Origin of the sequence: Novosphingobium sp. BL-52-GroH (genome assembly GCF_044813085.1) — a bacterium.
GTDB lineage: Bacteria > Pseudomonadota > Alphaproteobacteria > Sphingomonadales > Sphingomonadaceae > Novosphingobium.
Map to the genome: position 1 here is coordinate 1,354,904 of NZ_CP171149.1, position 23,723 is coordinate 1,378,626.

Consider the following 23,723-nt stretch of genomic DNA (forward strand, 5'->3'; position numbering starts at 1 on the left):
GGACGGGCGGTCAGAGCCCGTCCGAAATCCTGCGCCATCTGTCGGCGAGCATGTCGCGAAACGGTGGCGCGGCTATGGCTATAAGCGCCTGGGCGCGGGCATCGTGACCCTTACCGCGCAAGTCCGCCGCGCCGTGTTCGGTGACGACTACATCGGTATCGAGGCGAGCAAGCGAAGCGGGTCCGCGTGCCTCGGCGGGGTCGATCACGCGGCTGAGCGCACCCTTGGCTGCATCGGCGGGCAGGCAGACGAGCCGCAACCCGCGCGGCGAGAGGCGGGCGGCCGCGGCGAAATCGCTCGCGCCGCCGGGGCCCGACATCGCGCCCTTGGGGCCGATCTCGGAATAGACCTGTCCGAACAGGTCTACTTCGAGGGCGCTGTTGACGGTGACGAGATGCCCGGCACTGCCCGCAAGCCGCAAGTCGTGGGTCACCGACACCGGGCGGAACTGGAAGTGCGGATCGTCAAGCCCGGCGTAGAGCGCGGGCGACCCGATCGCGACCCCGACCAGCGCGCTCGGCCCCGGCGCCATCGCGCCCGAGCGTACCAGCCGCAGCCCGGCATCCCCGACGAGGCCGGTGTGCAGGCGCAAGTCACGTCGGTCGTGGAGGGCATCGAGCACCGCGTCTGGCACTTTGCCAAGCCCGGTCTGGAGCGTGGCGCCGTCGCCGATGAACGGCGCGGCGTGGCGGGCTATGGCCTGCGCCACGGGATCGGCCGCGCTTTCGGGCGTGCCCTTGACCACCTGTTCGCCCTCCACGAAGGCGGTCAGTTCCGCAAAGGGAATACCCGGATCGCCCCGGGTGCGGGGCATCGCCGGATTGATATGGGCCACGCGCACCGTAGCGGAGCGCCAGAAATCGGGGATGAAGGCGGTTTCCGGCCCGAACGAGCACATCCCGTCCTCGTCCGGCGGCGAGCACATGAACAACACCGCGCGAGGAGGCTCGGCGGCATAGAGCGCCGAAATCTGCCCGTAGCACAGCGGCCGGAAATCGACGCGCTGCGGTTCGGCGCGCAGTTCGGGTGTCTGGAAGAAAGTCAGTACCCGGCTGTCCGGCCCCGCCCGCCAGGTCGGCCGATTGAGCCCCGGCACGAATATGCCGGAAAAGCACATGTCCCCCAGCGCCTCGCCGGCGCCGGCGACCATTGCGGCGAGCAGGTCCGACTCCGCGCTGCACGAGGACACCAGCGTCAGTCCGCCCGGAGGCAGGACAGAGGCCAGTGCGTCTGTATCTATGCGGCGAGGCGCCATGAGCCGGACCCGTCTCGCCTCACCTCACTTCACGTACTTGTGGAAGTCGGGCGCGCGCTTTTCGGTGAAGGCCCGCACGCCTTCCTTGGACTCGTCGGTATCGTAGAACAGCTTCACCGCATTGAGTGCGAGCATCGAGATGCCGCGGATGTTGTCGCTGTCGGCATTGAAGCTGCGCTTGGCGAGCGCGAGCGCCGTGGGCGAGCGCTGGGCGAGGATGTCGGTCCATTCGGTCACTGCAGCGTCGAGTTCGGCGTGCGGCACGACCTTGTTGACCAGGCCCATCTCCAGCGCTTCGGCGCCGGTGTACTGCAGGTTGAGGAACCAGATTTCGCGCGCCTTCTTGTCGCCGACGTGGCGGGCGAGCAGCGCAGTGCCCCAGCCGGCGTCGACCGAGCCGACCTTGGGCCCGACCTGGCCGAGCTTCGCGGTGTCCGACATGATCGACAGGTCGCACAGCGTCGCGAAGACGTTGCCGCCGCCGATCGCGAAGCCGTTGATGCGTGCGATCACGGGCTTGGGAATGTCGCGGATGATCGACTGCAACTCGTCGATCGGCAAGCCGACGATACCGCGTCCGTCGTACTGTCCCTCGTGGGCCGACTGGTCGCCCCCGGTGCAGAAGGCCTTGTCACCGGCGCCGGTGAGCACCACCGAGCTGACGCCGCGATCGTCGGCGGCCAGCTTGAAGGCGGCGATCAGTTCCTCGATCGTCTGGGCGTTGAAGGCGTTGTACAGCTTGGGGCGGTTGATCGTGATCCAGGCCGCGCGGCCCTTCACTTCGTAGATCACATGCTCGAACTGGGATGCGTCGATCATCGGAAATCCTTTCCTGCATTGTTCTTGTAGATCGCGTGGGAGCGGGCCATTGCCCTGTCGCCCACACTGGCGATGGCCTGGGAAAACAGCATCGTGCGGGTGGTCTTGACCAGCACCACCTCGGCGACGAGCCAGTCCCCGGCGACCGGCGGCGCCAGGTAATCGACGTGGAGCGATATCGTCGGCGTATGCGAATCCGACGCCTGCGGGTCCTGGTAGACGAAGACCTGCCCGTCGAGGAACGTCGCCATCGCGCCGCCGTGCATGCCACCGACGGCATTGCAATGCGCGTCGGTGACCTTGAGGCAATAGCGCTTGGCGTCCCAGTCGACCCACAGGTCGCCGACCGTCCACGGGCCGGTCCGCGTGACGATGCCCTTCACCCAGTCGCCGGGAATGGGCGGGGGCGTATTCTCCTGGCTGTCCATGGCCTTGTCAGACCATGTTCATGCCGCCGGAGACGGAGATGGCCTGGCCGGTGATGAAGGCGCCATCGTCCGACGCCAGCAGCGCGACGAGACCGGCGTAGTCCTCGGGCTCGCCCATGCGCTTGAGCGGGATGCCGCGCAGCATCGCGTCCTTCCACTTCTCGGCATCGGGGCCTTCGCCCACGACGCTGGCCATCATCGGGGTGTTGGTCGGCCCCGGGCAGACGCAGTTGGCGAGCACGCCCTTGCGGGCCAGTTCGCGCGCGATCGACTTGGTGAAGCTGATCAGGCCGCCCTTGCAGGCCGAATAGACCGCCTCGTTGCTGGTGCCCACGCGCGCCGCGTCCGATGCGATGTTGATGATCCGTCCGCCGCCGCGCTTGGCCATGAGCCCCGCGACCGCGAAGTGGGTGTTGAGGTTGCCCTTGAGGTTGATCGCGATGACCTTTTCCCAGAACTCGGGCGTGGTGGTCAGGAACGGCATCGGCTTGTCCCAGCCGGCGTTGTTGACCAGGGCCCAGACCGGGCCGAGATCGCTCTCCACGGCCTCGACGGCAGCCTGGACGGCATCGAAGTCGCTGACGTCGACTTGCCAGGTCTTGACCACCGCGTCGCCGGCGAGCTTCGCGGTCTCCTCGCCCGCTTCGGGGCTCAGGTCGAAGATCGCGACCTTGCAGCCTTCCTGCGCGAGCCTGAGGACCAGCGCCCGGCCGATGCCCTGTCCGCCGCCGGTGACGATGGCGACTTTGCCTTCCAAACCTTTCAATGCAACCTCCTGATTGTTGACCGGCTACAATTCGATGTCGCCGGCTCCTTCGGCATCGCTGCCGATGAGTTCGATAAGCCTTGTCTTGACTCGCAAGAGCACCGCGCTCGCGATTTCGAGTTCTTCGTCCTCGACCACGCTCATGATGTCGGCTTCCACCGCATCGACCGCTTCCCTGATCGCGGCGACCAGCTTCTGGCCGGCCTTGGTCAGGTAGATCCGGCGAGCGCGGGCGTCGCGCTCATCCGCGCGGCGTTCGACGAAACCGCCGGTCTCCATGCGATCGACCAGCCCGCCGATCGCCACCTTGGTCAGGTCGAGATCGGCGGCGAGGGCGGTCTGGGTCATTCCGTCGCGGCGCGAGAGGAACGCCAGCACCCACCACTGCGATCGGGTGATGCCGAGCGGCTTGAGCGCCCGGTCCACGACGATGCGGCGCATGCGCGACACGTCGTGGATCAGGAACCCGAAACGTAGATTGGAATCCAAATTCTTGGGCACGCTGGAAACTCCGGAAGTTGAACCTTCCGCACTATCCGCAATCGCGCGCGCATCAAGAGGTAAGCGTGTTTCCATTAGTCTTTGCGCGTGAGCTTGCCCTTGAACATCTCCCGCGCGATGATCGTCTTCATGATCTCGATCGAGCCGCCGGCGATCTTGACGATGCGGGCATCGGCGTAAGCGCGGCAGATCGGATATTCCCACATGTAGCCCCAGCCGCCGAACAGTTGCAGGCACTTGTCGACCGCCTCGCAGTGCAGTTCCGAAGTGGTCATCTTGGCCATTGCGGCGTCGACCGGATCGAGTTCGCCCTTCATGAACAGCTCGATGCACTTGTCGGTGAAAACGCGGGCCATCACCGCACGCGCCTTGAGGTCCGCCAGCACGAACTGGGTGTTCTGGAAATCGCCGATGGTCTTGCCGAAGGCCTTGCGCTCGGCGGTGTAGTCCACCGTCCACTCGATCACGGTTTCGGTGACGGTGGCCGAACGGATCGCCTGCGCGAGGCGCTCCTGCGACAGCTTGGTCATCATCAGCGCGAAGCCCTTGCCTTCCTCGCCCAGCATGGAGCTGGCGGGAACGCGCAGGTTGTCGAAGAACAGCTCGGAGGTGTCCTGCGCCTTCATTCCCAGCTTTTCGAGGTTCTGGCCCCGGTTGAAGCCGGGCAGGCTGGCATCGACGAGGAACAGCGATGTGCCCTTGGCGCCCGCCGCGCTGTCGGTCTTGGTGGCCAGCACGATCACGTCGCACATCTGGCCGTTCGAGATGAACACCTTCTGCCCGTTGATGACGAACTCGTCGCCGTCTCGCTCGGCGCGGGTGCGGATCGCCTTGAGGTCGCTACCGGCGTGCGGCTCGGTCATGCCCAGCGAGCCGATCGCCTCGCCGGTGACCATCTTGGGCAGCCACTGCTTCTTCTGTTCCTCGGTCCCGAAGGCGAGGATGTAGGAGGCGACGAGGTCAGTGTGGATCAGGAAGCCCGGTCCGCTGGTGCCCGCGCGCCACAGCTCCTCGAAGACGATCACGTCGTAGAGGTAGTCGGCGCCGATGCCGCCGTATTCTTCCGGCACCGTGCAGCACAGCATCCCTGCCTCGCCGGCCTTGAGCCAGACCTCGCGGGGGACGATGCCGTCCTTCTCCCACTGTTCGTGGAAGGGGACGATCTCCTTGTCGATGAACTTGCGGACGGTATCCCGCCACATTTCATGCTCGGGTTGGAATAGGGAGCGCTCGATCATGGCTTAGCTGTTCCCTCGCTGGGCTTTTTCCTTGGCGACCGAGCCGGCGATGGCGGCGCGGGCCGCATCCCACTGTTCGGGCGTGAGGTTGGTGAGGTCGGCGAACGTGCCGGGACCGGCGAGGTGCTGGGCGCCGTCGATCGCGATGGTCTGCCCGGTCAGGTAATTGCACCCGTCCGAGAGCAGGAAGGTAATCAGGTTGCACAGTTCGGGCATGTCGCCGAAGCGGCGCAGCGGCACCGTCTCGCAATTGGTGGCCGAGCTTTGCGTGTCGGGGATCGGATTGAGCTTTTCCCAGGCGCCTTCGGTGGGGAAGGGGCCGGGGGCGACCGCGTTGAGGCGGATGCCGTAAGGGCCCCACTCGACCGCGAGCGACTTGGTCATCGCATCGATCGCGGTCTTGCCCATGGCGGAAGGCACCACGAAGGCCGAGCCGGTCCACACCCAGGTCGTCAGGTTGGAGACCACGGCGCCGGCGATGCCGTCCCTGATCCAGCGCTTGCCGCACGACAGGGTCGTATAGAACGTGCCGTCGATCACCGTCGAAGTGACGGCGCGGAAGCCGCGTGCGCTCAGATCCTTGGTGGGGGCGATGAAATTGGCGGCGGCGTTGTTGAACAGGCCCGAGAGAGGCCCGATCTGCCAGATCGCCTCGATCATCGCGTCGACCGCATCGGCGTCGCGGATGTCGCAGGCATGGGCATGTACCACGCCGCCCGTCGCCTCGGCGATGGCCGCTGCCGTCTCGTCCAGCAGTGCCTGGCGGCGGCCGCAGATGTGCACCACGGCGCCGCGTGCGCTGAGGCTGCGGGCGATCTCGCGGCCAAGTCCGCTGCCGCCCCCGGTCACCAGAATGGCCTTGCCGGCCAGTGCGTCCTGTCTAAAGATATCCAAGTCCTGCTCCCTCGGCCCCGACGCTTCCCAGATGGGTCGCCAAATCGCCCTTGCCAGTAATTGTGAACCTGTTTACAAAATGATTCGACGCTGTCAAGAAGGCTGCGACGACAACCTGCCACGAACGATGCGGCGGGTCGGGTAAAAAGAGTTTTCGGAGGACAGGGTGCAGATCGGTATAACCGCGATGGGTGCGTACTTGCCCGCGCTGCGGGTCGACCGCAAGGCGATGGCCCGCGAATATTCCTGGAGTGGTCTCGGCATGGCCCGCGCCGGTTTTCGCGCGCTCGCCGGCTGGGACGAGGACAGCCTGACGATGGCGGTGGAAGCCGCGCGCGGCCTTACCGGGACCGTGCCGGACGCGCTGCGGGTGGCTTCGACCTCGGCCTTCTACACCGATCGCGCACAGAGCGCGATCGCCCTCGACGCTCTTGCCCTGCCGCGCACTGTGCGCACCGCCGACCTTGCCAATTCGCGCCGAGCCGGCACCAGCGCCCTGCTCGAAGCATTGCTCGGTGGCCGCGACGAGATCGTCGTCGCCTCCGAAAAGCGGCTCACCCAGGCGGGAAGCGCCGCGCAGCTCGGCTATGGCGATGGTGCCGCGGCCGTGCGCGTGGGCGAGGGCGGGGCGGCGCGCCTCGTCGGCCACGCCAGCCTCACGCACGATCTCGTCGACCGCTACGCCTCGCAGGACCACCCGACGCCCTACGCCTACGAGGAGCGCTTCGTGCGCGACGTGGCGGTGGCGGAGATCGTCGTCCCGACGATCCGGCAGGCCTGCGCCGCCGCCGGTATCGAACCGGTGCAACTCGCACATGTCGCGATCGCCGAGCCCGTCGCCGGCACCTGGGCAGCGGCGGCGAGGGTGCTGAAGTCCGCGGCGACCAATCATTGTCAATCGGTTTCCGATCGTGCCGGCGACCTCGGTACGGCACTGCCGCTGTTCGGCCTCGGCCTTGCGCTGGCGGCCGCCAGGCCAGGCGATTTCGTGCTGGTGCTGGGCTTCGGCAGCGGCGCCGATGCGCTGGTGCTGGAAGTCACCGGCACGGTCGCGGGCACCGATGCTTTCGCACCGGCGCTGGCGGAGGGCTTCCGCCTTACCTCGCCCACCCGCTTCCTCAACCTCGCGGGCGCCATCGCGCTCGACTGGGGGATGCGTGCGGAGTTCCAGCAGAAGGCGCAGGCGACCGTGCTTGAACGCGTCGGTCGCGACGTCATCGGCTTCATCGGCGGGCGCGACAGCCTGGGCAACGTCCAGTTCCCCAAGAGCGCCTACCCGATCAACCCGGCGCTTTCCGCGCCCGAGATGCTGGAGGACGTGCGGCTCGCCGATCTCGAGGCCAGGATCGTCTCGATCACCGCGGATCGCCTCAATTTCACGCCCGACCCTCCGTTCGACTTCGGCCTCGTACAGTTCGACAACGGCGCGCGGGTGCTGATGGAGATGGTCGACCGGCCGGAGCAGGGCTTCGCGGTCGGAGATCCGGTCCGCATGCGCCTGCGCATAAAGGCGCAGCACCGTGACCTCGGCACGCGCACCTATTTCTGGAAAGCGGCGCCGCTTGCGCGCCCGGCATTGGGAGACGCCTGATGGCGAGTGGTTTCAGGGACAAGGTCGCCATCGTCGGCATGGGCTGCAGCCGCTTCGGCGAGCGCTGGGACCTGGGCGCCGACGGCCTGATGGTCGAGGCCTTCGGCGAGGCGCTGGCCGACGCCGGCATCGCGCGCGAACAGATCGAGGCGGCCTGGGTCGGTAACGCGCTCGACGACATCAACGTCGGCAATTCGGCGCTGCCTGCCGCCCATGCCCTGCGCCTCCAGAGGGTGCCGGTTACGCGGGTGGAGAACATGTGCGCTACCGGCACCGAGGCGCTGCGCGGCGCCGCCTACGCGGTGGCCTCGGGCGCGGTCGACATTGCGCTGGCCATCGGCGTCGAGAAGCTCAAGGACACCGGCTACGGCGGGTTGCCGCTCAAGACCAAGGGCGTGCAGAACGATCTGTGGATGCCCTATGGCTCGGCGCCCGGCACCTTCGCGCAGCTTGCAGGCGCCTATGCGGCGCGCCACGGGATCGACGCAGGCGACCTCAAGCGGGCGATGGCGCATGTTTCGTGGAAGAGCCACCAGAACGGCGTCCACAGCCCCAAGGCGCACATGCGCAAGGCGGTGGAGATGGACAAGATCCTGAACGCGCCGATGATCGCCGATCCGCTTGGCCTGTTCGACTGCTGCGGCGTCTCCGACGGCGCCGCATGCGCCATCGTCACCACGCCGGATATCGCGCGCGGCCTCGGCAAGGCGAACCCGGTGACGATCAAGGCGATCCAGCTCAGCGCCAGCAACGGCTGGGAGATGCAGTTCGGCGAATGGGACGGCGCGCACGTTCCCAACACCCGCGTCGCGGCCGGCAAGGCCTATGCCGAGGCGGGCATCCACGACCCGAAGCAGAGCATCGACATGACCGAGGTGCATGACTGCTTCTCGATCACCGAACTGGTCATCATGGAGGACCTCGGCCTTTCGGACGAAGGCCGCGCGCCGTCCGACATCCTCGACGGACGCTACGACAGCGACGGGGCGATCCCGTGCCAGCTCGACGGCGGCCTCAAGTGCTTCGGCCACCCGGTCGGGGCCTCGGGCCTGCGCATGGCCTACGAGGTCTACAACCAGCTTCAGGGCCGGGCGGGCCAGCGGCAACGCGGCAAGGTCGATTTCGGCCTGACGCACAACCTCGGCGGCGCGCCGTTCAACAGTGTCGCGGCAGTGGCGATACTCGGCCGCCTGAACTGACAAGAATTAAGGAAGATACTATGGCAGGTCTCTGGTTCGAGGAGTTCGAAGTCGGGCAGGTGATCCGGCACGAAATCCGAAAGACGGTGCTCGAATACGAGAACATGATGTTCTCGTCGCTGACGTTCAATCCCGCGCAGATCCACGTCGATCATGACTATGCGTCCAGGACCGAGTTCGGCAGGCCGCTGATGAACTCGATCTTTACGCTCGGGCTCGTCATCGGTCTGTCGATCCAGGACACCACCCTGGGAACGACGGTCGCCAACCTGGGGATGACCGACACCGTCTTTCCCAAGCCCGTCTTCGCCGGCGACACCATCCGATCGGAAACGCATATCCTCCAAAAGCGCGAGAGCAAGTCGCGCCCTTCGCAGGGGATCGTCACGTTCGAGCACGTCGGCTTCAACCAGAACGACGAGGTCATTTGCCGGACCAAGCGCAATGCGCTGATGCTGAAGAAGCCCGCATGAGGCTTCGCTCGCTCCTTTTCGTGCCGGGCGACAGCGAGAAGAAGTTCGCGCGTGCGTCGCAGACGGCAGCGGACGTACTGATCCTCGACCTCGAGGATTCCGTGGCGCCGTCGATCAAGCCGCAAGCGCGCGGCATCGTCGCCGGGTGGCTCGACCGCGCGGGCGAGGTGGGCGCGGCCCTTTTCGTGCGGCCCAACCCGCTCGACAGCGGTTTGTTGGACGACGACCTTGCCGCCGTGGTGCGCCTCGGTCTTGCCGGGCTGCTGGTGCCCAAAGCCAATGGCGCCCACGATATCGCCGAAATCGCGCGTAAACTCGATCGACTGGAGGCCGCGGCAGGCATGGCGCCGGGATCGGTGAAGATTGCCGTGGTGTCCACCGAGACACCGCTCGCGATGTTCAACTTGCACTCCTATACCCCTGCGCATCCGCGCCTCGTCGGTCTGACGTGGGGGGCGGAGGATCTTGGTGCCGCCATCGGCGCGACGGAAAACAAGGAGCCTGACGGCTCCTGGACTTTCCCCTACCAGGTCGCGCGCGCGCAATGCCTCTTTGCCGCGGCCTCTGCGGGGGTGTTTCCGATCGATACGCTCTACGCCGACTTCCGGGATGCCCAAGGGCTGGAGGCGGACTGCCGCAAGGCCCGGCGCGACGGTTTTCTCGGCCGGATCGCGATCCATCCCGACCAGGTCGACGCCATCAACCGCTGCTTCAGCCCGTCCGAGGAGGAAGTGGCGCAGGCGCGGCGGATCGTCGATGCCTTCGCCGCCAATCCGGACCTCGGCACGATCGGCATCGACGGCAGGATGTTCGACATCCCCCACCTCAAGGCCGCGCACAAGACGCTGGCCGCAGCCGGAGAAGGGGTATGAGCGGATTTGCCCGCGGGGCCTGCCTGGCGATACTGTTCGGCCTGACCGCGTTCCTTCTCTACTGCTTCGTCACGGGGGACTTGATCCAGGACCAACTGCACGTCTGGTCGGTGGTCTGGGGGCAGTATGTCTGGGCCGACGCGTATAGCGGCTTCCTGCTCTTTTCCCTGCTGATCTACGCCTACGAACGCAACCTGGCGCTCGTCGTCATGCTCTTTATCGTCACCTGCTGCACCGGCAACATGGTCAATGCCGCCTGGCTTCTCTGGCGAGGTCCGGACCTGTGGCGCCGTATCCAGTCTTCTTCACCGAGGTATCCGTCATGAATGCATCCCGTCCGCTTCCGACCGAGGAAGATCTCGAAGTCATCCGCGACGGCGTGCGCGCGGTGTGCAAGCCTTTCGACGACGAATACTGGCTCGCCCGCGACGACGACGGCAAGTTCCCGCGCGAATTCCACCGCGCCATGGCCGAAAGCGGCTGGCTGGGCATCACCATGCCCGAAGAATACGGCGGTTCGGGCCTCGGCGTCACCGAGGCGATGACGATGATCCGCGAGGTGGCCTCCTGCGGCGGCGGCTTCGCGGCGTCCTCGACGATCCACATCAACCTGTTCGGGCCGCATCCCATCGTGGTCAAGGGCACCGAGGAGCAGAAGGCCCGCTGGGTGCCGCGCCTGGTGTCCGGCGAGGACCAGGTGTGCTTCGGCTTTACCGAGCCCGATGCCGGCCTCAACACCACGCGCATCAAGACGTTCGCGGAGAAGGTGCCCGGCGGCTACCGCGTCAACGGCCAGAAGGTCTGGACCTCGACCGCGCAGGTCGCGAACAAGATCATGCTGCTCACCCGCACGACCAAGTTCGAGGACGTGACCAAGCCGACCGACGGCATCACCATCTTCTACACCGATCTCGATCGCACCAAGATCGACGTCCACCTGATCCCCAAGATGGGCCGCAAGGCGGTGGATTCGAACGCGATCTTCATCGAGGACCTGTTCATCCCCGACGAGGACCGCATCGGCGAGGAAGGCAAGGGCTTCGGCTATATCCTGCACTCGCTGAACCCCGAGCGCATCCTGATCGCGGCCGCGGCGACTGGCATTGGCTCCGACGCGCTGCGCAGGGGCGTCAACTATGCCAAGGAGCGCATCGTGTTCGACCGGCCGATCGGCATGAACCAGGGTATCCAGCACCCGCTCGCGGAAAAGTGGATGTACCTGCAGAGCGCCTGGCTGATGGTCGAGAAGGCGGCGCGCCTCTACGACAGCGGCCTGCCTTGCGGCGCCGAGGCGAACTCGGCCAAGTTCCTCGCGGCGCGGGCCTGTCATGACGCGGCGTGGCAGTCCGTCGCGACGCATGGCGGTTTCGGCTATGCCAAGGAATACCACGTCGAGAGGCTGTACCGCGAAGCGGCGCTGACGCGCCTCGCGCCGATCACCGAGCAGCTCATCATGAGCTTCATCGCCGAGAAGGTCCTCGACCTTCCCAAGAGCTACTGAGGATACCGCAGATGGGCATGATGGAAGGCAAGGTCGCGCTGGTCACCGGGGCGGGACGCGGCGTCGGGCGCGGGATTGCGCTGGCCATGGCGAAGGCGGGGGCGGCGGTCGTCGTCAACGACCTGGGCGTGGCGCTGACGGGCGAAGGCGAGGAGGGCACGTCACCCGCCCAGCAAGTCGTGGAGGAAATCCGCGCTATCGGCGGCCAGGCGGTCGCCAACCACGACAGCGTGGCCGAATGGGACGGCGGGCAGGCAATGGTCCAGGCCGCGATCGATAGCTTCGGCCGCATCGACGCGGTAGTGAACAACGCCGGAAACCTGCGCGACGTCATCTTCCACAAGATGACGCCGGACGATTTCCGTGCGGTGATCGACGTGCACCTGATGGGCAGCTTCCACACCAGCCGTGCCGCCGCGCCCTTCTTCAAGGAGCAGGGTTCGGGCGCCTTCGTCCACATGACGTCCTCTACCGGGCTGGTCGGCAATTTCGGGCAGGCCAACTACGCGGCGGCCAAGCTCGGCATCGTCGGCCTGTCGAAGTGCATCGCCATCGACATGCAGCGCTTTGGCGTGCGCTCCAACGCGGTGGCGCCCTGGGCATGGACGCGCATGGTCAGCTCGATCCCCACCGACACGCCCGAACAGCAAAAGCGCGTCGAGGGCCTCAAGAAGCTGGACGCCGACAAGATCGGCCCGTTCTGCGCGGCGCTGTGCAGCGATGCCGGCAAGGACGTGACGGGACAGGTCTTCGGCGTGCGCAACAACGAGATATACCTCTTCTCGCAGTCGCGCCCGATCCGCACCGCCCATACGGCGGAGGGCTGGACCCCCGAGACGATCAGCGAGCGCGTGTTCCCGCAGTTCGCCAACGACTTCTACCCGCTGCACCGCTCGGGCGACGTCTTCACCTGGGACCCGGTGTGAGGGCGCGGACGTGATCGATCCCCAGGCCCTCCTCAACCACGACTTCGGCGTCCGCACGCAGCATTATGCCGAGCGCGATGCGATCCTCTACGCGCTCGGCGTGGGCCTGGGCAACGATCCATGCGATGCGGACGACCTGCGGTTTCTCGACGAGCGGTCGCTGCTCGTGCTGCCTACCTATGGCGTCACCCTCTGTTCGCCCGGCATGTGGATTCGCGAACCGGGTTTCGGGGTCGATTTCGCCAAGCTCGTCCATTCCGCGCAAGCTGCCGAGTTTATCGAACCGCTGCCGCCCCACGCGGTCGTCAAGGGCACGGCCCGCGTCATATCGCTGACAGACCGTGGTGAAGGGCGCGGCGCCGTGCTGGTTCTTGAACGCGAGCTCAGCAATGCGGATACCGATGCGGTCCATTGCCGCTTGCGCCAAACCCTGCTGCTGCGCGGCGACGGCGGTTTCGGTGGCCCGGATGCGCCCCGCGAGGCCAGGTTCGAGCCGGCGCGAGAACCGGACGCGATCAAGCGTCACCCGATCTCCGCTCGCGCTGCGCTGATCTACCGGCTGTCCGGCGACTGGAATCCGCTCCACCTTGATCCGGCCTTCGCGGCCAGGGCGGGTTTCCCGCGTCCGATCCTGCACGGTCTGGCCAGCTATGCCGTGGCCGGCCTGGCGGTCTCTCGCGCGCTCGGTCGCGATCCCGGGGCCGTTGCGGCGCTTGCCTGCAGGTTCTCCGGGGTCGTGCTTCCCGGCGATGATATCACTTTTGAGATATGGCGGGACGGCGATGCCGCAGCGCGCTTCCGCGCGCTGGTCGGTGATCGCAAAGTTCTCGACGACGGCACCATCAGATGGAAACGACAAGACGATGAATAGGGAAGAGATCGCCACACTCAAGGCTGGCCTGCGCATTCCCGTGATGGCAGGGCCGATGTTCATCGCTTCGACGGCGGAGCTTGTCATCGCGCAATGCAAGGCCGGCATCATCGGCTCCATGCCCGCGCTCAACCCGCGAACGACCGAGGCCCTGGATGCGGATATCGCGCGGATCAAGGCCGAAGTGGGCAATGCGCCATTCGCCATCAACCTCGTCGCCCATGCCTCGAACTCGCGGCTGGAGGCTGACCTCGAGGTGGTGCTGCGCCACAAGGTGCCGATCGTGGTGCTCGCGCTTGCCGCCAACCCCGACCTTGTGAAGCGCTTGCAGGAAAACGGCGCGCTGGTGTTCCAGGACGTCGTGCGCAACCGGCACGCGCAGAAAGCCGCGGAGATGGGCGTGGACGGCATCATTGCCGTTGGCGCCGGGGCGGGCGGGCATACCGGCAACATTTCGCCGTTCGCCCTGGTGCAGGAAATCCGCGAGTGGTGGGACGGCCTGCTCATCCTGTCGGGCTGCATTGCCAACGGCCGTTCGGTCCTGGCGGCCGAGGCGATGGGGGCGGACCTCGCCTATGTCGGCTCGGCGTTCCTTGCATCGGAGGAGGCCAACACACAGGCCGGTTTCAAGCAGATGATCGTGGACTGCGCCGCCGACGACATCCTCGTCAGTGATTCCTTCACCGGCGTAAAGGCGACGTTCCTGCGCCCGTCGATCGTCGAGAACGGCCTCGACCCCGATAACCTCGTGCGCGCGGCGGGCAAGAGCATCAACATCGACGGCGGCGGCGACAATGCCAAGGCGTGGAAGGAGATCTGGAGCGCCGGGCAAGGCATCGGCGCGGTCAAGGCGGCGGGGCCGGCGGGCGAATGGATCGATCGGCTGGTCGGCGAATACGCCGATGCCCGTCGGCGATTGGCCGCCGCTCACGGGTGAGGATCGATGTCGTCTAGCCGGTGGAGGCTGTCCGCTTGCAGCGGAAGCACCACCGGCCCACACGACGAGCTACCCTGTGGGTGGCTGGCTTTCGTAGGCCCCTCTTCAGAGAAGGGGGGAGGTTTGCTCGGCCAAAACGGTGCGTAACCGCTCTTCGGCAGGCACCGGAATTTGTCCACGCAGCATTGGTCAATCCGCGAGAGGATAATCCGTGTAGCCCCTTTCGCCGCCAACATAGGCGAAGTCGAAATTCGCGCTGGCCAGCGGCAGTCCCTGGCGCATGCGCCGGACCAAGTCGGGATTGGCGATGTAGGGCCGCCCGAACGAAACCGCGTCCGCCTGCCCGCCTGCGATGAATGCGTCCGCCATCGTCGCATCGAAGCTGCCGTTCTGGATCACCGCGCCGGCATAGGCGCCGCGTAACCGGGCCATCACCGGGTACTCGGGCCGTTCCATGAATCCCGAAGCGATCGGTTCGATCAGATGGACGTAAGCGATGTCGAAATCGCTGGCGATCCGGCCGATTGCTTCGGCAAGGAGCCCGGGGTCTTCGTCGCCCATGCCTTTTCGTTCGCTGGTGGGGCTGATCCGCAAACCGATGCGGCCCCGATCGATCTGCGTTGCCACCGCCTCGACGATCTCCCGCAGCAACCGGGTTCGGTGGGCAACGCTGCCGCCGTACCCGTCACTGCGCCGGTTGGTCTTGGACTGGAGGAACTGGTCGATGATGTAGCCGTTCGCACCATGGATCTCGACCCCGTCAAAGCCGGCCGCGACCGCATTGCGGGCCGCCGCGGAATAGCTGGCGATCACCCGGTCGATGTCTGCCTGGTTCATCTCGCGCGGCACGACATAAGGCTTCATCGGCAGGAAGCCGCCGCCGTAGCCTGGTTCGGGCGGCGCCATCGTCTCCCCTTCGCCCGCTATCGGGGAAGGGCCGATCGGCAGTTCTCCATCGAGATATTCCGGAAGGACAAGACGTCCCATGTGCCACAGTTGGGCGAAGATCCGGCCACCGGCGGAATGGACGGCGTCGGTGACGACGCGCCATCCGGCCACCATCGCCTCGTCCCATAGGCCCGGGGCGCCGTACCAGCCCATGCCGAGCCGGTCGACTGCCGTGGCTTCCGATATGATGAGTCCGCAATCGGCCCGCTGCGCGTAGTAATGCGCCATCATGGTGGTTGGTACCTGGTCCGTTCCGGCGCGGGCCCGTGTCAAGGGTGCCATCACCACGCGGTTCGGCAGGTCCAGGGTGCCGATGCGAACCGGAGAGAACAAGGCTGGATGCAGGTTGGCACCGTGATCCGCGCCTTCCATCGTCTGGCAGACAGTCATGCCACGCTCCTTCCATGGGCTTGCCAGAATGGCGCGCGCAGGTCCTTCTTGGAGACTTTGCCGCTGGGCACGAGAGGAAAGCTTTCCATGAAGATCACGCGCTTGGGCACCTTGTAGCCGGCCAGCGACAGGCGCGCATGGGCGATCACGTCGCTTTCCGTCACGGCGCTGTCGGGGCGGCGGATGATGCAGGCCGTCACCGCCTCGCCCCAGCGCGCATCGGGGATGCCGATGACGGCCACCGTGGCGACGCCGGGGAGCATCGAAAGAACGTTCTCGACTTCGGCGCAGTAGATGTTCTCGCCGCCCGAGACGATCATGTCCTTCACCCGGTCGACGATGTAGTACAATCCCTCGGCATCGCGCCGGGCGACGTCGCCGGTGTGATACCAGCCGTGGTCGAGAACCTTGGCGGTCGCTTCCGGCTGGTTCCAGTATCCGGCCGTGATCGCGGGGCTACGTATCAGCAGTTCGCCGGGCTCGCCATCGACCTGCTCGTTGCCCTGGGCATCGACGATGCGGAACTCGATCAGGGGAAGCGGGCGGCCGCAGCTCTGCAGCTTGGCTTCATTGTCGAGGTCGTGCTCCTCGGGCCGCAGGATCGAGAAGGCGCCGCCGGCCTCGGTGGCGCCGTAGAACTGCATGAACTTGCCCGGCATCTGGACGATAGCCCGCTTGATCAACCCGAGCGAGATCGGCGATCCGGCGTAGAGTGTCAGGCGGATCGAGGTGAAATCCGTTTCGGCGGCACGCGGATGGTCGAGCAGCATCTGCAGCATCGTCGGGGTCACCGTCACCAGGGTGGGACGATCCCGCTGGATCGCCTCGCAGACCAGCCCCGGATCGAACTGCCGCACCACCGAAATGGCGACCCCGTTGTAGAGGCACTGGAACGCTATGCCGATGGACAGCAGGTGGAAGTTCGGCAGCGGATTAATGAAGATGTCGCCGTCCTCCCACTCGTAAGCTGGTTCAAGATGTTCGCACAAACGCATGCGATTGAAGCCGCCGTGGCTGAGCATCACCCCCTTGGGGACGCCCGTCGTCCCGGAGGTGTAGAGCTGGACGGCGATGTCCTCCTCGCTGATGAGCAGGTCGGGGCGGGTGTCGGGATAGTGGGCGAACTGGGCCTCGATGCTGTCCGTCTCGTCGAACCATATCGTCGCCGGTGCATGCCCGGCGATCGCCACGGCTTCGTTCCAGAGCGTTTCCATGGATCGCTCGACCAGCACCACGGCGGCTCTGCTGTCGGCGACCAACTGCGCCAGTTCCCCGGCGGCGAGGCGCCAGTTGAACACCGTGAAGGTCCCGCGCGTCTTCGCGCTGGCGATCAGCGCGAAGTAGAAGTCGGGCGAGTTGAGGCCGAGGAAGCCGACCCGGTCGCCCGGCGCGATGCCGTGCGCGAGCAGCGCATTGGCGATGCGGTTGGCCGACCGGTCGTATTGCGCGAAGGATATGCTGCGCTGCCCGTACACCAGCGCGCGGCGGTCGGGAGTATGGCGACCGTGGTATTCGATGAATTCGCCCAGGGTGCGGATTTCAGGATACAACCACATGAGGTCATTCTCCCTTGAAGGCGGGTTTGCGCTTTTCGGCAAAGGCGGTGATGCCTTCGCGCGCGTCGGCGGTTCCGGCGCAGCGGGCCAGGGCCAGCGCTTCCAGTTCGAGTTGGGTTTCCAACGGCTGGTCCTCGACGCTCAGGAACAGGCGGCGAAGCTCGCCGAACGCCCTCGTCGGTCCATCGGCAAGTTGCCGGGCCACCGCCTCGGCGCGGGCCAGGTAGTCGTCCGGATCGGCCAATTCGTCGACGAGGCCGGCAACCAGCGCGGCTTCGGCGTCGAGCAGTTCATTCATCATCAGGAAGCGCTTGGCGCGCGCGATACCCATGCGCCGCGAAAGCATGACCGACGTTCCCGCGTCGGCGCAGAACGCGATGCCGGTATAGGCGGCCAGGTATCGCGAGGTCTTGGAGGTCACGACATAGTCGGCCCCTGCGACGAGGCCATTCATGCCGCCTGCCGACATGCCCTGCACGGCGACGACGACCGGCGCGTCCATCCGGGCGAATCGGGCGATGCCGGCATGAAGGGCCGACGTCCAGCGCCTTATCATGCCCGGCAGGCGATCGAGTTCGTCGACGAACGTGGCGATGTCACCTCCGAAGCTGAAGTTCTTCCCTTCCGCCACGATCAGCACGGCGCGGATCGAGCGGTCGTCCGAAATCGTGTTTGCGGCGTCGAGAAAGGCGGCGCAAAAGTCGCCGTTGATGGGATTTCCGCGCTCTCCCTGGGCGAAGACGAGACGGGCGATGGCGCCGTCGCGTTCGATGCGCATGGTCTGATCGGTCATTGAGGACAAACTCTCCGTCAATCGAATATCAGCACCGGCTTGATACAGGTGCCATTGCTTGTGTCCGCGATCGCCTCGTTGATCCGCGTGAACGGATAGCGCGTGACGAAACGGTCGAACGGCAGCCGTCCCGCCGCATGGTGCGCGATCAGTTCCGGCAGGAAGCCGGTGATGTCGCTATCACCTTCGACGATTCCGCGAACCGTTCCGCCAACAGTTAACCACTTTATCATCGGTAAGGGAAGCACTGCGTCAAGGGCGCCGGGAACACCGACCAGTCCGATGCGTCCCATCGGCGCGATCATGTCCGGAGTCCGAGCGAGAGTAGGCATGTGGCCGCTGGTGTCGACGATCATGTCGACCCCGGTCAGAGCGATGGCGCGCACGGCATCCACGATGTCGCCGGCGGCGGACGGATCGATCACATGCGTGGCGCCCACGCTTTGCCCCATGTCGCGCCGGGAGGCCTGCGGTTCCACCAGCACGATCGTCCCGCATCCGGCAAGGACGCCACCGAGCACCGCCGACAGGCCGACCGCGCCGCCGCCGATCACCAGCAGCGTTTCGCCGGCCTGCGCCTTCAGCGAGCGCAGGACCGCGCCCACCCCGGTCTGGATACCGCAGCCGAGCGGCGCCAGTGTGGCGAGGTCCGCATCCTCGGGCAGCTTGAGCACGTTGCGCTCGTTGGCGATGGCCAGGGCGGCGAACGAGGATTGGCCGAAGCAGTTGTCTGCAATCGCCAGGCCGTCCCTGCTCAGTCGCGACGACCCGTCGGGCCGGGTGCAGAGCATGTTGCGGGGAAAGAATTCGTGGCAATAGGCCGGATCGTCGTGATCGCAGCGGGGGCAATGTCCGCAGCTGTTGAACGAGAGCAGCACCTTGTCGCCGGGTCGCACGCTGGTGACCCCGGCGCCCACGGCATCGACGATCCCGGCGCCTTCGTGCCCGAGCACGGTGGGAAACGCATTTCCGAGCGCTCCGGAGCCGATCACGAGATCGGTGTGGCATACGCCGACGGCCTTGACCGCGACGCGGATTTCCCCGGCTTGCGGTTCGGCGATGTCGATGGTTTCCAGCGAAAAGGCACCGGCGGGCTGGTGGAGTACGGCAGCGAGAGTTTGCATGGCCTTGTGGTCCTCGTTGTCAGTGGGCATTGAAACCGAGTGCGGCGAACCACTGGCGATCCTTGCGCGCGCGACGGACTTCGTGATCGAGTATCGTCGTCGAAAAATTGTGCCGGGTCTCGGGGCAACCCTGTCCTCCGACGGCCCGCACGAGGGCGTCGACGGCATCGTGAATGGCTCTGCACCGATCGCGCACGTCGCCGGCTGCGGGACCTTCCACGGCCGGTCGCGGGGCGATGCCTTCGAACACGTCATTCTCTCCATCATGGGCCTGTCGTGGTGCCGGCGTCATTGTCGAAACTCTGCCGTCAGGCCGGCGGTTAGGGAAGGGCGTATAGACCGGCCCCCAGGATCAGGCCGACGGCGGCAAGCCAGGCGGCCAGCACTTGCGCGAAGGGACGGTGACGCCATTCGAGATGCATGAAGCGGCTGAGGATGAGCGCGGCCTTGGCGAGCGCGATCGCGACGGCGACGAGGCCGACGGCAAGCGATGCCGCCTCGGTCTCGACGAGCAGGAAGCTGGCCGTCGACAAGGCCGCAAGCACGATCAGGGTGGCGGTGCTGCCGAACCGTGGGGTCATGCCGTCCCCCCTGCGAGATAGAGCATCGGGAACAGGACCATCCACAACAGGTCGACCATGTGCCAGTATGCGGCTGCGCTCTCCAGCCAGATCCGGGTCTTGGCGCCTTCGGGCCTCGCCAGCTTTCCGGCGGTTATCGCCAGCACGCCGATCCCCAGGGCGAAGTGCAGGAAGTGGATGCCGGTGAAGGCGAAATAGTAGCCGAAGAACTCGCTTGTGGTCAGCGTGATGCCCTTGGAGATCTTCGCGTAATATTCATAGGCCTTGGTGATGGCGAAGGCTGAGCCGAACAGCATGGCGGCCAGTACCCGGCTGCGTGCGAGGACCCAGTCTTCGGCGCGGCCGGCCTCGACCGCACGCACCATCCACCAGCCGCTGAACACCAGGATCAGGGTGTTCCCCAGGCCCAGCATCGGATCGAGCGCGGCACGCGAGGCGCGATACCCTTCCGGGTCCTGAGCCTGGCCGACCATGAACAGCAGGAAGAAGACCGCGAACATGGCCATGTCCGCGGTGATGAAGAAGAACACGCCTTCGTCGCCAGGCAGGGTGTCGTCGCGCTCCGGAGCCTTCCCGGTGACCGACTGGCCATGCATGGTCAGTTCGCCTTCTCGTCATCAAGGCGGTCGATCGCCTTGAAAAGGTAGATCGAGATGATGGCCATGAACAGGAAGAAGATCGAGAACTCCAGCCAGTAGTTGACGGTGCCGCTGCGCGAGAACGGGCCGGTCTTGAAGAAGGGGTTCAGCGCCTCGATCACGAACATCACGCCGACCCAGATGCTGAACCAGCTGACCCAGACTGGGAGCAGCGGGACCTGGCGCTTGTCCGAAAGGAAGCAGACCCCAAGCGCGACCATCTGCAGGGTGGTGAGAGAGTAGGCGAGATCGAAGATCATCCAGCCGAGGTCGAACAGGATCTGCAGCGTGCCCGGCTCCAGGGTATCGGCGCGGAACGTCGCGGTCAGCCAGATGCCGCAAGGGATGACGAAGATCAGGGTGGTGAACCCGGCCCCCCAAAGCTGCATCGTCGAGAGCACGTTGTTGTGGCGCTCGACCGCCTCCATGACTTTGGTGATCGCCAGTCCCCACACGAAATACAGGACGGAACATGCGATCGTGACGGTCATCCCGACGCGAATCTGGTCTGCCACCGGTGCGAACTGGGCTTTGAACTCGACGGCCGAAAGCCCGGCGGAATAGGGCGGGATGTTACGGCCCAGAATGCCCCAGAAAATGATGGTGACGATCAGGAGGACCGGACCTCCCCATGCGCATAACCGGACGTATTTGTAGGGATTCTCCATGATGCTCTCCCGCTTTTCATCGTTTCCGTTTGGTCTGGATCGGTCGGAGCCGGGGGCGCGGGACAGGCGCCCCCGGCTCCAGGCAGTCAGAAGCGCATCGAGGCTTCGATGCCGTAAGTCCGGGGCTGGCCGCGCACACGGTATCCGTTGCCGAACAGGTTCTCGAGCGAGATGCCGTAGGGGTAGTAGACCTTGTTGCTCAGGTTCTTGCCCCAGAGCGAGATCGTGTAGCGCGGCGTATCGTAGGAGATGCGCCCGTTCAGCAGCCAGTAGTCGCCGTTGCCTTCGCCGAACTTGCCGGTCGAGACGCTGGTGAGCGCACCGCGGCTATAGTCCTTGAACGAGTCGAAATAGAACCGCCCGGTATACGACGCATCTCCATGAAGCTTGATGGTGCCGCTTCCCAGCTCCACCGCGTCCCAGTCGAACCCGAAGTTGAGCGAGGACTTGGCTGCGTAAGGGAAGGGATTGCCGCCGACGCTCACGTTGCCGGCCGAAGTCTGCACGCAGGAGCCGTCCTGCGCGGGGAACAGCCCGGACAGGTCCTTGGCCGCGCACGCCGCCTGGTCGTATCCCTTGTATTTGCTGTCGAGGAAACCGACCGACGCGGTCAGGGTCAGGCTGTCGGTCGCGGCGAACTGGAGGTCCGCCTCGAAGCCCTTGAGCGTCCCGTCGAGGGCAATCAGGTTGGCGGTGGCGGTATTGTCCACCACCTGGCCCTGCTGGCCCTTGTAGTCATAGTAGAAGAACGCGCCGTTGATCTGCACCCGGTTGTTAAGGAACCGTGTCTTGAAGCCGATCTCGTAGGCGTTCACCTGTTCGGGCCGCACGAAGTAGACCTGGTTGGCGCTACCGTATGCCAGGCCGTTGAAGGTGCCCGCCCGGTAGCCGCGACTGAAGCTGGCGTAGAGCATCACGTCGTCGACCGGCTTCCAGTCGAGGATCGCCCGTCCGGTGAACTTCTTCGACTTGCCGCTGCGTTCGAGGCCGCCAGGCAGCGGAACGCCGAGGTCGCGATAGGACGGGATGACGATGTTGCCTGCCTCGTCGCGCACCGGCTCGATGAAATAGGTGCTCCCAAGCGCCGGATCGTTGAAGTCCGATACGGTTATCATGCGCGCGTTGCCGGCATCGTCGTAGTAGGTGGTGATGCCGTCCTTGAACCGGGTCTTGTCGATCGTGTAGCGTATCCCCGCCGTCAGCTTCAGGGTGGGCGTGATCTCGTAGCTGCCCTCGCCGTAGATCGCCCAACTGGTGCGTTCCTGCTTCGAGTGGTTGGTCGCACGGATGCCGGTAGGCAGCGAACTGGAAGAAAGCGCCGTGCCGTTGAACGCGCCGCCAGGGTTGAAGTAAGTGTCGGGAAGGCCGACCGCCGCGCGCACGTCGCTCAGGAAGTTGAAGAAGTCCGGCTTGTTGTCCGCGGTGATCGAATCGCGGCCGTAGAAGCCGCCGACGATCATCTTGAACGCCTGTCGATCGACCACGAAGCGCAGGTCCTGGTTGAAGGCGTTGAAGTTGGACTGGTAGCCGATCGAGCACATGCGCAGCGGCGTGCCGTCGCAGTCGGTTATGGACTGCAGGTAGCGCCCGGAATCGTAGCCGCTCACCGAAACCAGGTCGAGCGAGTCGCCGAGTTCGGCCTTGACGGTGAGGACGACACCTTCCGAACGGGTCAGGGCCTTGCCGATGGTGTCCGCCTCTATTTCCCTGAGGCCCAGGCCGTCGGCCGAAAGGCTGTACGACGCGGGCAGCAGGCCGGCCGGCGCAAGCGAGGAGAACAGGCTGCCCAGCAGGAAACTGGACGAAGTGTAGTCGATGACGTCGCTGGTCTTCGACTGGCCGGTCGGCAACGGCGACTCGGTACCGCCGACGGCCTTGGCGTAATAGCCCTTCAGGGTGATATCGAGCGTTTCGATGGGCTTGATCCGCAGCGTGCCACGAATGCCGTAGCTCTTGGTTCCGCCCGGCGAGCGGTCGTTCACCTGGTTAAGTCCCGACGCGCCGCCAGCCGCGGAGGTATTCAGCCCCGGCGCCAAGCGGTTGTGGATGTAGGGGTCTGAATCGACATAGGTTCCGGCGATGCGCAGGCCGACCTTGTCCTCCACCGGCGTGACTTCGATCGCCGCCTCGCCGTTGACCCGGTTGTAGTTGCCGTAGCCCACGGTCGCATAGCCGTTGGTGCCGGACAGCTTGGGCTTGCGTGTGATGAAGTTGATCGCGCCGCCGGTCGTGTTGCGGCCGTATAGCGTGCCCTGGGGACCGCGCACGACCTCGATCTGCTCGAGGTCGTAGAGCTGCTGACCGTGGCTGGACCGAAACGCCTGATAGACCTCGTCGACGTAGACACCGACGGGCGAGGCGGCATTCGCGTTGAATTCCGTGCCCACGCCGACGCCGCGCAGCGAGAAGTTCGGCTGCTGCGAACCGTAAGGCGAGGACACCTGCAGGTTGGGCATCGAGGCATTCAGGTCGGACGTCTCGAAGACCCCCTTGGCCTGCAGCGTGTCCGAGGAGATCGCCGAGACCGCGACGGGCACGTCCTGGAGGTTTTCCGAGCGTTTGGTGGCGGTGACGATGATCTCGTGCAGGCCACCCTGGCTGACCTGGTCTTCCTGTGCCCACGCCGGCGCGGCGAGTCCGGCGGCAAGGGCAACGACGCTAACGCAGCGAATCGCTTTCATGCATTCCTCCCAATCCCAATTTCAGGTCACATTGGTTTTTTGCGTGACCTTGATACGTAAATTATGTAGCTCG

The 23,723-nt window shown here is 65.6% G+C and carries 25 protein-coding genes; 9 read left to right on the forward strand and 16 right to left on the reverse strand.

The annotated features are described in order from the left end of the window. Nucleotides 1-10: 10 nt before the first annotated feature. The 7 genes from ACFFDA_RS05875 to ACFFDA_RS05905 form a co-directional block, all read right to left on the reverse strand. Nucleotides 11-1,255 carry an acetyl-CoA hydrolase/transferase family protein gene (locus tag ACFFDA_RS05875; RefSeq protein ID WP_404476916.1) on the reverse strand — a complete coding sequence of 415 codons (1,245 nt, stop codon included), beginning with the start codon at nt 1,253-1,255 and terminating at the stop codon, nt 11-13. Between the two features lie 24 nt (nt 1,256-1,279). Then, nucleotides 1,280-2,074 (reverse strand): enoyl-CoA hydratase-related protein, encoded by a 795-nt coding sequence (locus ACFFDA_RS05880; protein WP_404476918.1) that lies wholly within the window; start codon nt 2,072-2,074, stop codon nt 1,280-1,282. Continuing rightward, nucleotides 2,071-2,502: a PaaI family thioesterase gene (locus ACFFDA_RS05885; RefSeq protein WP_404476920.1), complete on the reverse strand. Its 432-nt coding sequence runs from the start codon at nt 2,500-2,502 to the stop codon at nt 2,071-2,073. The genes ACFFDA_RS05880 and ACFFDA_RS05885 overlap by 4 nt, the downstream gene beginning before the upstream one ends. Before the next feature lie 7 nt (nt 2,503-2,509). Further along, entirely contained in the window at nt 2,510-3,268 is a 759-nt protein-coding gene (locus tag ACFFDA_RS05890; RefSeq protein ID WP_404476921.1) for an SDR family NAD(P)-dependent oxidoreductase, read from the reverse strand. Nucleotides 3,269-3,292: 24 nt separating this feature from the next. Continuing rightward, the gene (locus tag ACFFDA_RS05895; RefSeq protein WP_404476923.1) at nt 3,293-3,769 is read right to left on the reverse strand and encodes a MarR family winged helix-turn-helix transcriptional regulator; all 477 of its coding nucleotides are present in this window, start codon (nt 3,767-3,769) and stop codon (nt 3,293-3,295) included. Nucleotides 3,770-3,843: 74 nt separating this feature from the next. Next, nucleotides 3,844-5,007 carry an acyl-CoA dehydrogenase family protein gene (locus tag ACFFDA_RS05900; protein WP_404476925.1) on the reverse strand — a complete coding sequence of 388 codons (1,164 nt, stop codon included), beginning with the start codon at nt 5,005-5,007 and terminating at the stop codon, nt 3,844-3,846. Nucleotides 5,008-5,010: 3 nt separating this feature from the next. Beyond that, nucleotides 5,011-5,901 carry an SDR family oxidoreductase gene (locus ACFFDA_RS05905; protein ID WP_404476928.1) on the reverse strand — a complete coding sequence of 297 codons (891 nt, stop codon included), beginning with the start codon at nt 5,899-5,901 and terminating at the stop codon, nt 5,011-5,013. 166 nt (nt 5,902-6,067) lie between these two features. Here ACFFDA_RS05905 and ACFFDA_RS05910 point away from each other — a divergent pair, with 166 nt between their 5' ends. Genes ACFFDA_RS05910 through ACFFDA_RS05950 form a run of 9 tightly spaced genes read left to right on the forward strand, consistent with a single transcriptional unit; the run spans nt 6,068 to nt 14,271 of the window. Beyond that, on the forward strand, nt 6,068-7,492 hold the full coding sequence (locus ACFFDA_RS05910) for a hypothetical protein (RefSeq protein WP_404476931.1): 1,425 nt from the start codon (nt 6,068-6,070) through the stop codon (nt 7,490-7,492). Next, a complete protein-coding gene (locus ACFFDA_RS05915) occupies nt 7,492-8,691 on the forward strand; it encodes an acetyl-CoA acetyltransferase (RefSeq protein WP_404476932.1) in 1,200 nt (399 codons plus the stop codon). Before ACFFDA_RS05910 ends, ACFFDA_RS05915 begins: the two co-directional genes overlap by 1 nt. Before the next feature lie 20 nt (nt 8,692-8,711). After that, nucleotides 8,712-9,164 (forward strand): MaoC family dehydratase, encoded by a 453-nt coding sequence (locus ACFFDA_RS05920; protein WP_404476934.1) that lies wholly within the window; start codon nt 8,712-8,714, stop codon nt 9,162-9,164. Then, nucleotides 9,161-10,036, forward strand: a complete 876-nt coding sequence (locus tag ACFFDA_RS05925; RefSeq protein ID WP_404476936.1) for an HpcH/HpaI aldolase/citrate lyase family protein — start codon at nt 9,161-9,163, stop codon at nt 10,034-10,036. The genes ACFFDA_RS05920 and ACFFDA_RS05925 overlap by 4 nt, the downstream gene beginning before the upstream one ends. Further along, entirely contained in the window at nt 10,033-10,362 is a 330-nt protein-coding gene (locus ACFFDA_RS05930) for a hypothetical protein (protein WP_404476937.1), read from the forward strand. Before ACFFDA_RS05925 ends, ACFFDA_RS05930 begins: the two co-directional genes overlap by 4 nt. Continuing rightward, nucleotides 10,359-11,537 (forward strand): acyl-CoA dehydrogenase family protein, encoded by a 1,179-nt coding sequence (locus tag ACFFDA_RS05935; protein ID WP_404476939.1) that lies wholly within the window; start codon nt 10,359-10,361, stop codon nt 11,535-11,537. The genes ACFFDA_RS05930 and ACFFDA_RS05935 overlap by 4 nt, the downstream gene beginning before the upstream one ends. 11 nt (nt 11,538-11,548) lie before the next feature. Beyond that, nucleotides 11,549-12,463 (forward strand): SDR family NAD(P)-dependent oxidoreductase, encoded by a 915-nt coding sequence (locus ACFFDA_RS05940; RefSeq protein ID WP_404476941.1) that lies wholly within the window; start codon nt 11,549-11,551, stop codon nt 12,461-12,463. 10 nt (nt 12,464-12,473) lie between these two features. Beyond that, on the forward strand, nt 12,474-13,334 hold the full coding sequence (locus ACFFDA_RS05945; protein WP_404476944.1) for a MaoC/PaaZ C-terminal domain-containing protein: 861 nt from the start codon (nt 12,474-12,476) through the stop codon (nt 13,332-13,334). Beyond that, nucleotides 13,327-14,271, forward strand: a complete 945-nt coding sequence (locus ACFFDA_RS05950; RefSeq protein WP_404476945.1) for an NAD(P)H-dependent flavin oxidoreductase — start codon at nt 13,327-13,329, stop codon at nt 14,269-14,271. The genes ACFFDA_RS05945 and ACFFDA_RS05950 overlap by 8 nt, the downstream gene beginning before the upstream one ends. A gap of 189 nt (nt 14,272-14,460) precedes the next feature. Here ACFFDA_RS05950 and ACFFDA_RS05955 read toward each other — a convergent pair whose 3' ends face one another. The 9 genes from ACFFDA_RS05955 to ACFFDA_RS05995 all read right to left on the reverse strand — a co-directional run bounded on the left by ACFFDA_RS05955 (nt 14,461) and on the right by ACFFDA_RS05995 (nt 23,650). After that, nucleotides 14,461-15,609, reverse strand: coding sequence for an alkene reductase (locus ACFFDA_RS05955; protein WP_404476947.1), 1,149 nt, complete (start codon nt 15,607-15,609; stop codon nt 14,461-14,463). After that, nucleotides 15,606-17,165: an AMP-binding protein gene (locus ACFFDA_RS05960; RefSeq protein ID WP_404476950.1), complete on the reverse strand. Its 1,560-nt coding sequence runs from the start codon at nt 17,163-17,165 to the stop codon at nt 15,606-15,608. Before ACFFDA_RS05960 ends, ACFFDA_RS05955 begins: the two co-directional genes overlap by 4 nt. Before the next feature lie 4 nt (nt 17,166-17,169). Next, nucleotides 17,170-17,958, reverse strand: a complete 789-nt coding sequence (locus ACFFDA_RS05965; protein ID WP_404476952.1) for an enoyl-CoA hydratase/isomerase family protein — start codon at nt 17,956-17,958, stop codon at nt 17,170-17,172. 17 nt (nt 17,959-17,975) lie between these two features. Then, nucleotides 17,976-19,082, reverse strand: coding sequence for an NAD(P)-dependent alcohol dehydrogenase (locus ACFFDA_RS05970; RefSeq protein WP_404476954.1), 1,107 nt, complete (start codon nt 19,080-19,082; stop codon nt 17,976-17,978). Between the two features lie 19 nt (nt 19,083-19,101). Continuing rightward, nucleotides 19,102-19,332 carry a hypothetical protein gene (locus ACFFDA_RS05975; protein ID WP_404476957.1) on the reverse strand — a complete coding sequence of 77 codons (231 nt, stop codon included), beginning with the start codon at nt 19,330-19,332 and terminating at the stop codon, nt 19,102-19,104. A gap of 70 nt (nt 19,333-19,402) precedes the next feature. Continuing rightward, nucleotides 19,403-19,663 (reverse strand): cytochrome C oxidase subunit IV family protein, encoded by a 261-nt coding sequence (locus ACFFDA_RS05980; RefSeq protein WP_404476960.1) that lies wholly within the window; start codon nt 19,661-19,663, stop codon nt 19,403-19,405. Further along, a complete protein-coding gene (locus ACFFDA_RS05985) occupies nt 19,660-20,259 on the reverse strand; it encodes a cytochrome c oxidase subunit 3 (protein ID WP_404476963.1) in 600 nt (199 codons plus the stop codon). The genes ACFFDA_RS05980 and ACFFDA_RS05985 overlap by 4 nt, the downstream gene beginning before the upstream one ends. 2 nt (nt 20,260-20,261) lie before the next feature. Next, nucleotides 20,262-20,969, reverse strand: a complete 708-nt coding sequence (locus tag ACFFDA_RS05990; protein ID WP_404476966.1) for a hypothetical protein — start codon at nt 20,967-20,969, stop codon at nt 20,262-20,264. Between the two features lie 86 nt (nt 20,970-21,055). After that, nucleotides 21,056-23,650 (reverse strand): TonB-dependent receptor, encoded by a 2,595-nt coding sequence (locus ACFFDA_RS05995; protein WP_404476968.1) that lies wholly within the window; start codon nt 23,648-23,650, stop codon nt 21,056-21,058. Nucleotides 23,651-23,723 lie beyond the last annotated feature (73 nt).

What these genes read in the sequence shown, in the direction of transcription:
- ACFFDA_RS05875 (WP_404476916.1), bottom strand. Translation starts at nt 1,255, where the DNA reads ATGGCGCCTCGCCGCATAGATACAGACGCACTGGCCTCTGTCCTGCCT.
- ACFFDA_RS05900 (WP_404476925.1), bottom strand. Translation starts at nt 5,007, where the DNA reads ATGATCGAGCGCTCCCTATTCCAACCCGAGCATGAAATGTGGCGGGAT.
- ACFFDA_RS05930 (WP_404476937.1), top strand. Translation starts at nt 10,033, where the DNA reads ATGAGCGGATTTGCCCGCGGGGCCTGCCTGGCGATACTGTTCGGCCTG.
- ACFFDA_RS05885 (WP_404476920.1), bottom strand. Translation starts at nt 2,502, where the DNA reads ATGGACAGCCAGGAGAATACGCCCCCGCCCATTCCCGGCGACTGGGTG.
- ACFFDA_RS05985 (WP_404476963.1), bottom strand. Translation starts at nt 20,259, where the DNA reads ATGCATGGCCAGTCGGTCACCGGGAAGGCTCCGGAGCGCGACGACACC.
- ACFFDA_RS05915 (WP_404476932.1), top strand. Translation starts at nt 7,492, where the DNA reads ATGGCGAGTGGTTTCAGGGACAAGGTCGCCATCGTCGGCATGGGCTGC.
- ACFFDA_RS05965 (WP_404476952.1), bottom strand. Translation starts at nt 17,958, where the DNA reads ATGACCGATCAGACCATGCGCATCGAACGCGACGGCGCCATCGCCCGT.
- ACFFDA_RS05880 (WP_404476918.1), bottom strand. Translation starts at nt 2,074, where the DNA reads ATGATCGACGCATCCCAGTTCGAGCATGTGATCTACGAAGTGAAGGGC.
- ACFFDA_RS05960 (WP_404476950.1), bottom strand. Translation starts at nt 17,165, where the DNA reads ATGTGGTTGTATCCTGAAATCCGCACCCTGGGCGAATTCATCGAATAC.
- ACFFDA_RS05990 (WP_404476966.1), bottom strand. Translation starts at nt 20,969, where the DNA reads ATGGAGAATCCCTACAAATACGTCCGGTTATGCGCATGGGGAGGTCCG.
- ACFFDA_RS05980 (WP_404476960.1), bottom strand. Translation starts at nt 19,663, where the DNA reads ATGACCCCACGGTTCGGCAGCACCGCCACCCTGATCGTGCTTGCGGCC.
- ACFFDA_RS05955 (WP_404476947.1), bottom strand. Translation starts at nt 15,609, where the DNA reads ATGACTGTCTGCCAGACGATGGAAGGCGCGGATCACGGTGCCAACCTG.
- ACFFDA_RS05970 (WP_404476954.1), bottom strand. Translation starts at nt 19,082, where the DNA reads ATGCAAACTCTCGCTGCCGTACTCCACCAGCCCGCCGGTGCCTTTTCG.
- ACFFDA_RS05935 (WP_404476939.1), top strand. Translation starts at nt 10,359, where the DNA reads ATGAATGCATCCCGTCCGCTTCCGACCGAGGAAGATCTCGAAGTCATC.
- ACFFDA_RS05920 (WP_404476934.1), top strand. Translation starts at nt 8,712, where the DNA reads ATGGCAGGTCTCTGGTTCGAGGAGTTCGAAGTCGGGCAGGTGATCCGG.
- ACFFDA_RS05950 (WP_404476945.1), top strand. Translation starts at nt 13,327, where the DNA reads ATGAATAGGGAAGAGATCGCCACACTCAAGGCTGGCCTGCGCATTCCC.
- ACFFDA_RS05995 (WP_404476968.1), bottom strand. Translation starts at nt 23,650, where the DNA reads ATGAAAGCGATTCGCTGCGTTAGCGTCGTTGCCCTTGCCGCCGGACTC.
- ACFFDA_RS05940 (WP_404476941.1), top strand. Translation starts at nt 11,549, where the DNA reads ATGGGCATGATGGAAGGCAAGGTCGCGCTGGTCACCGGGGCGGGACGC.
- ACFFDA_RS05925 (WP_404476936.1), top strand. Translation starts at nt 9,161, where the DNA reads ATGAGGCTTCGCTCGCTCCTTTTCGTGCCGGGCGACAGCGAGAAGAAG.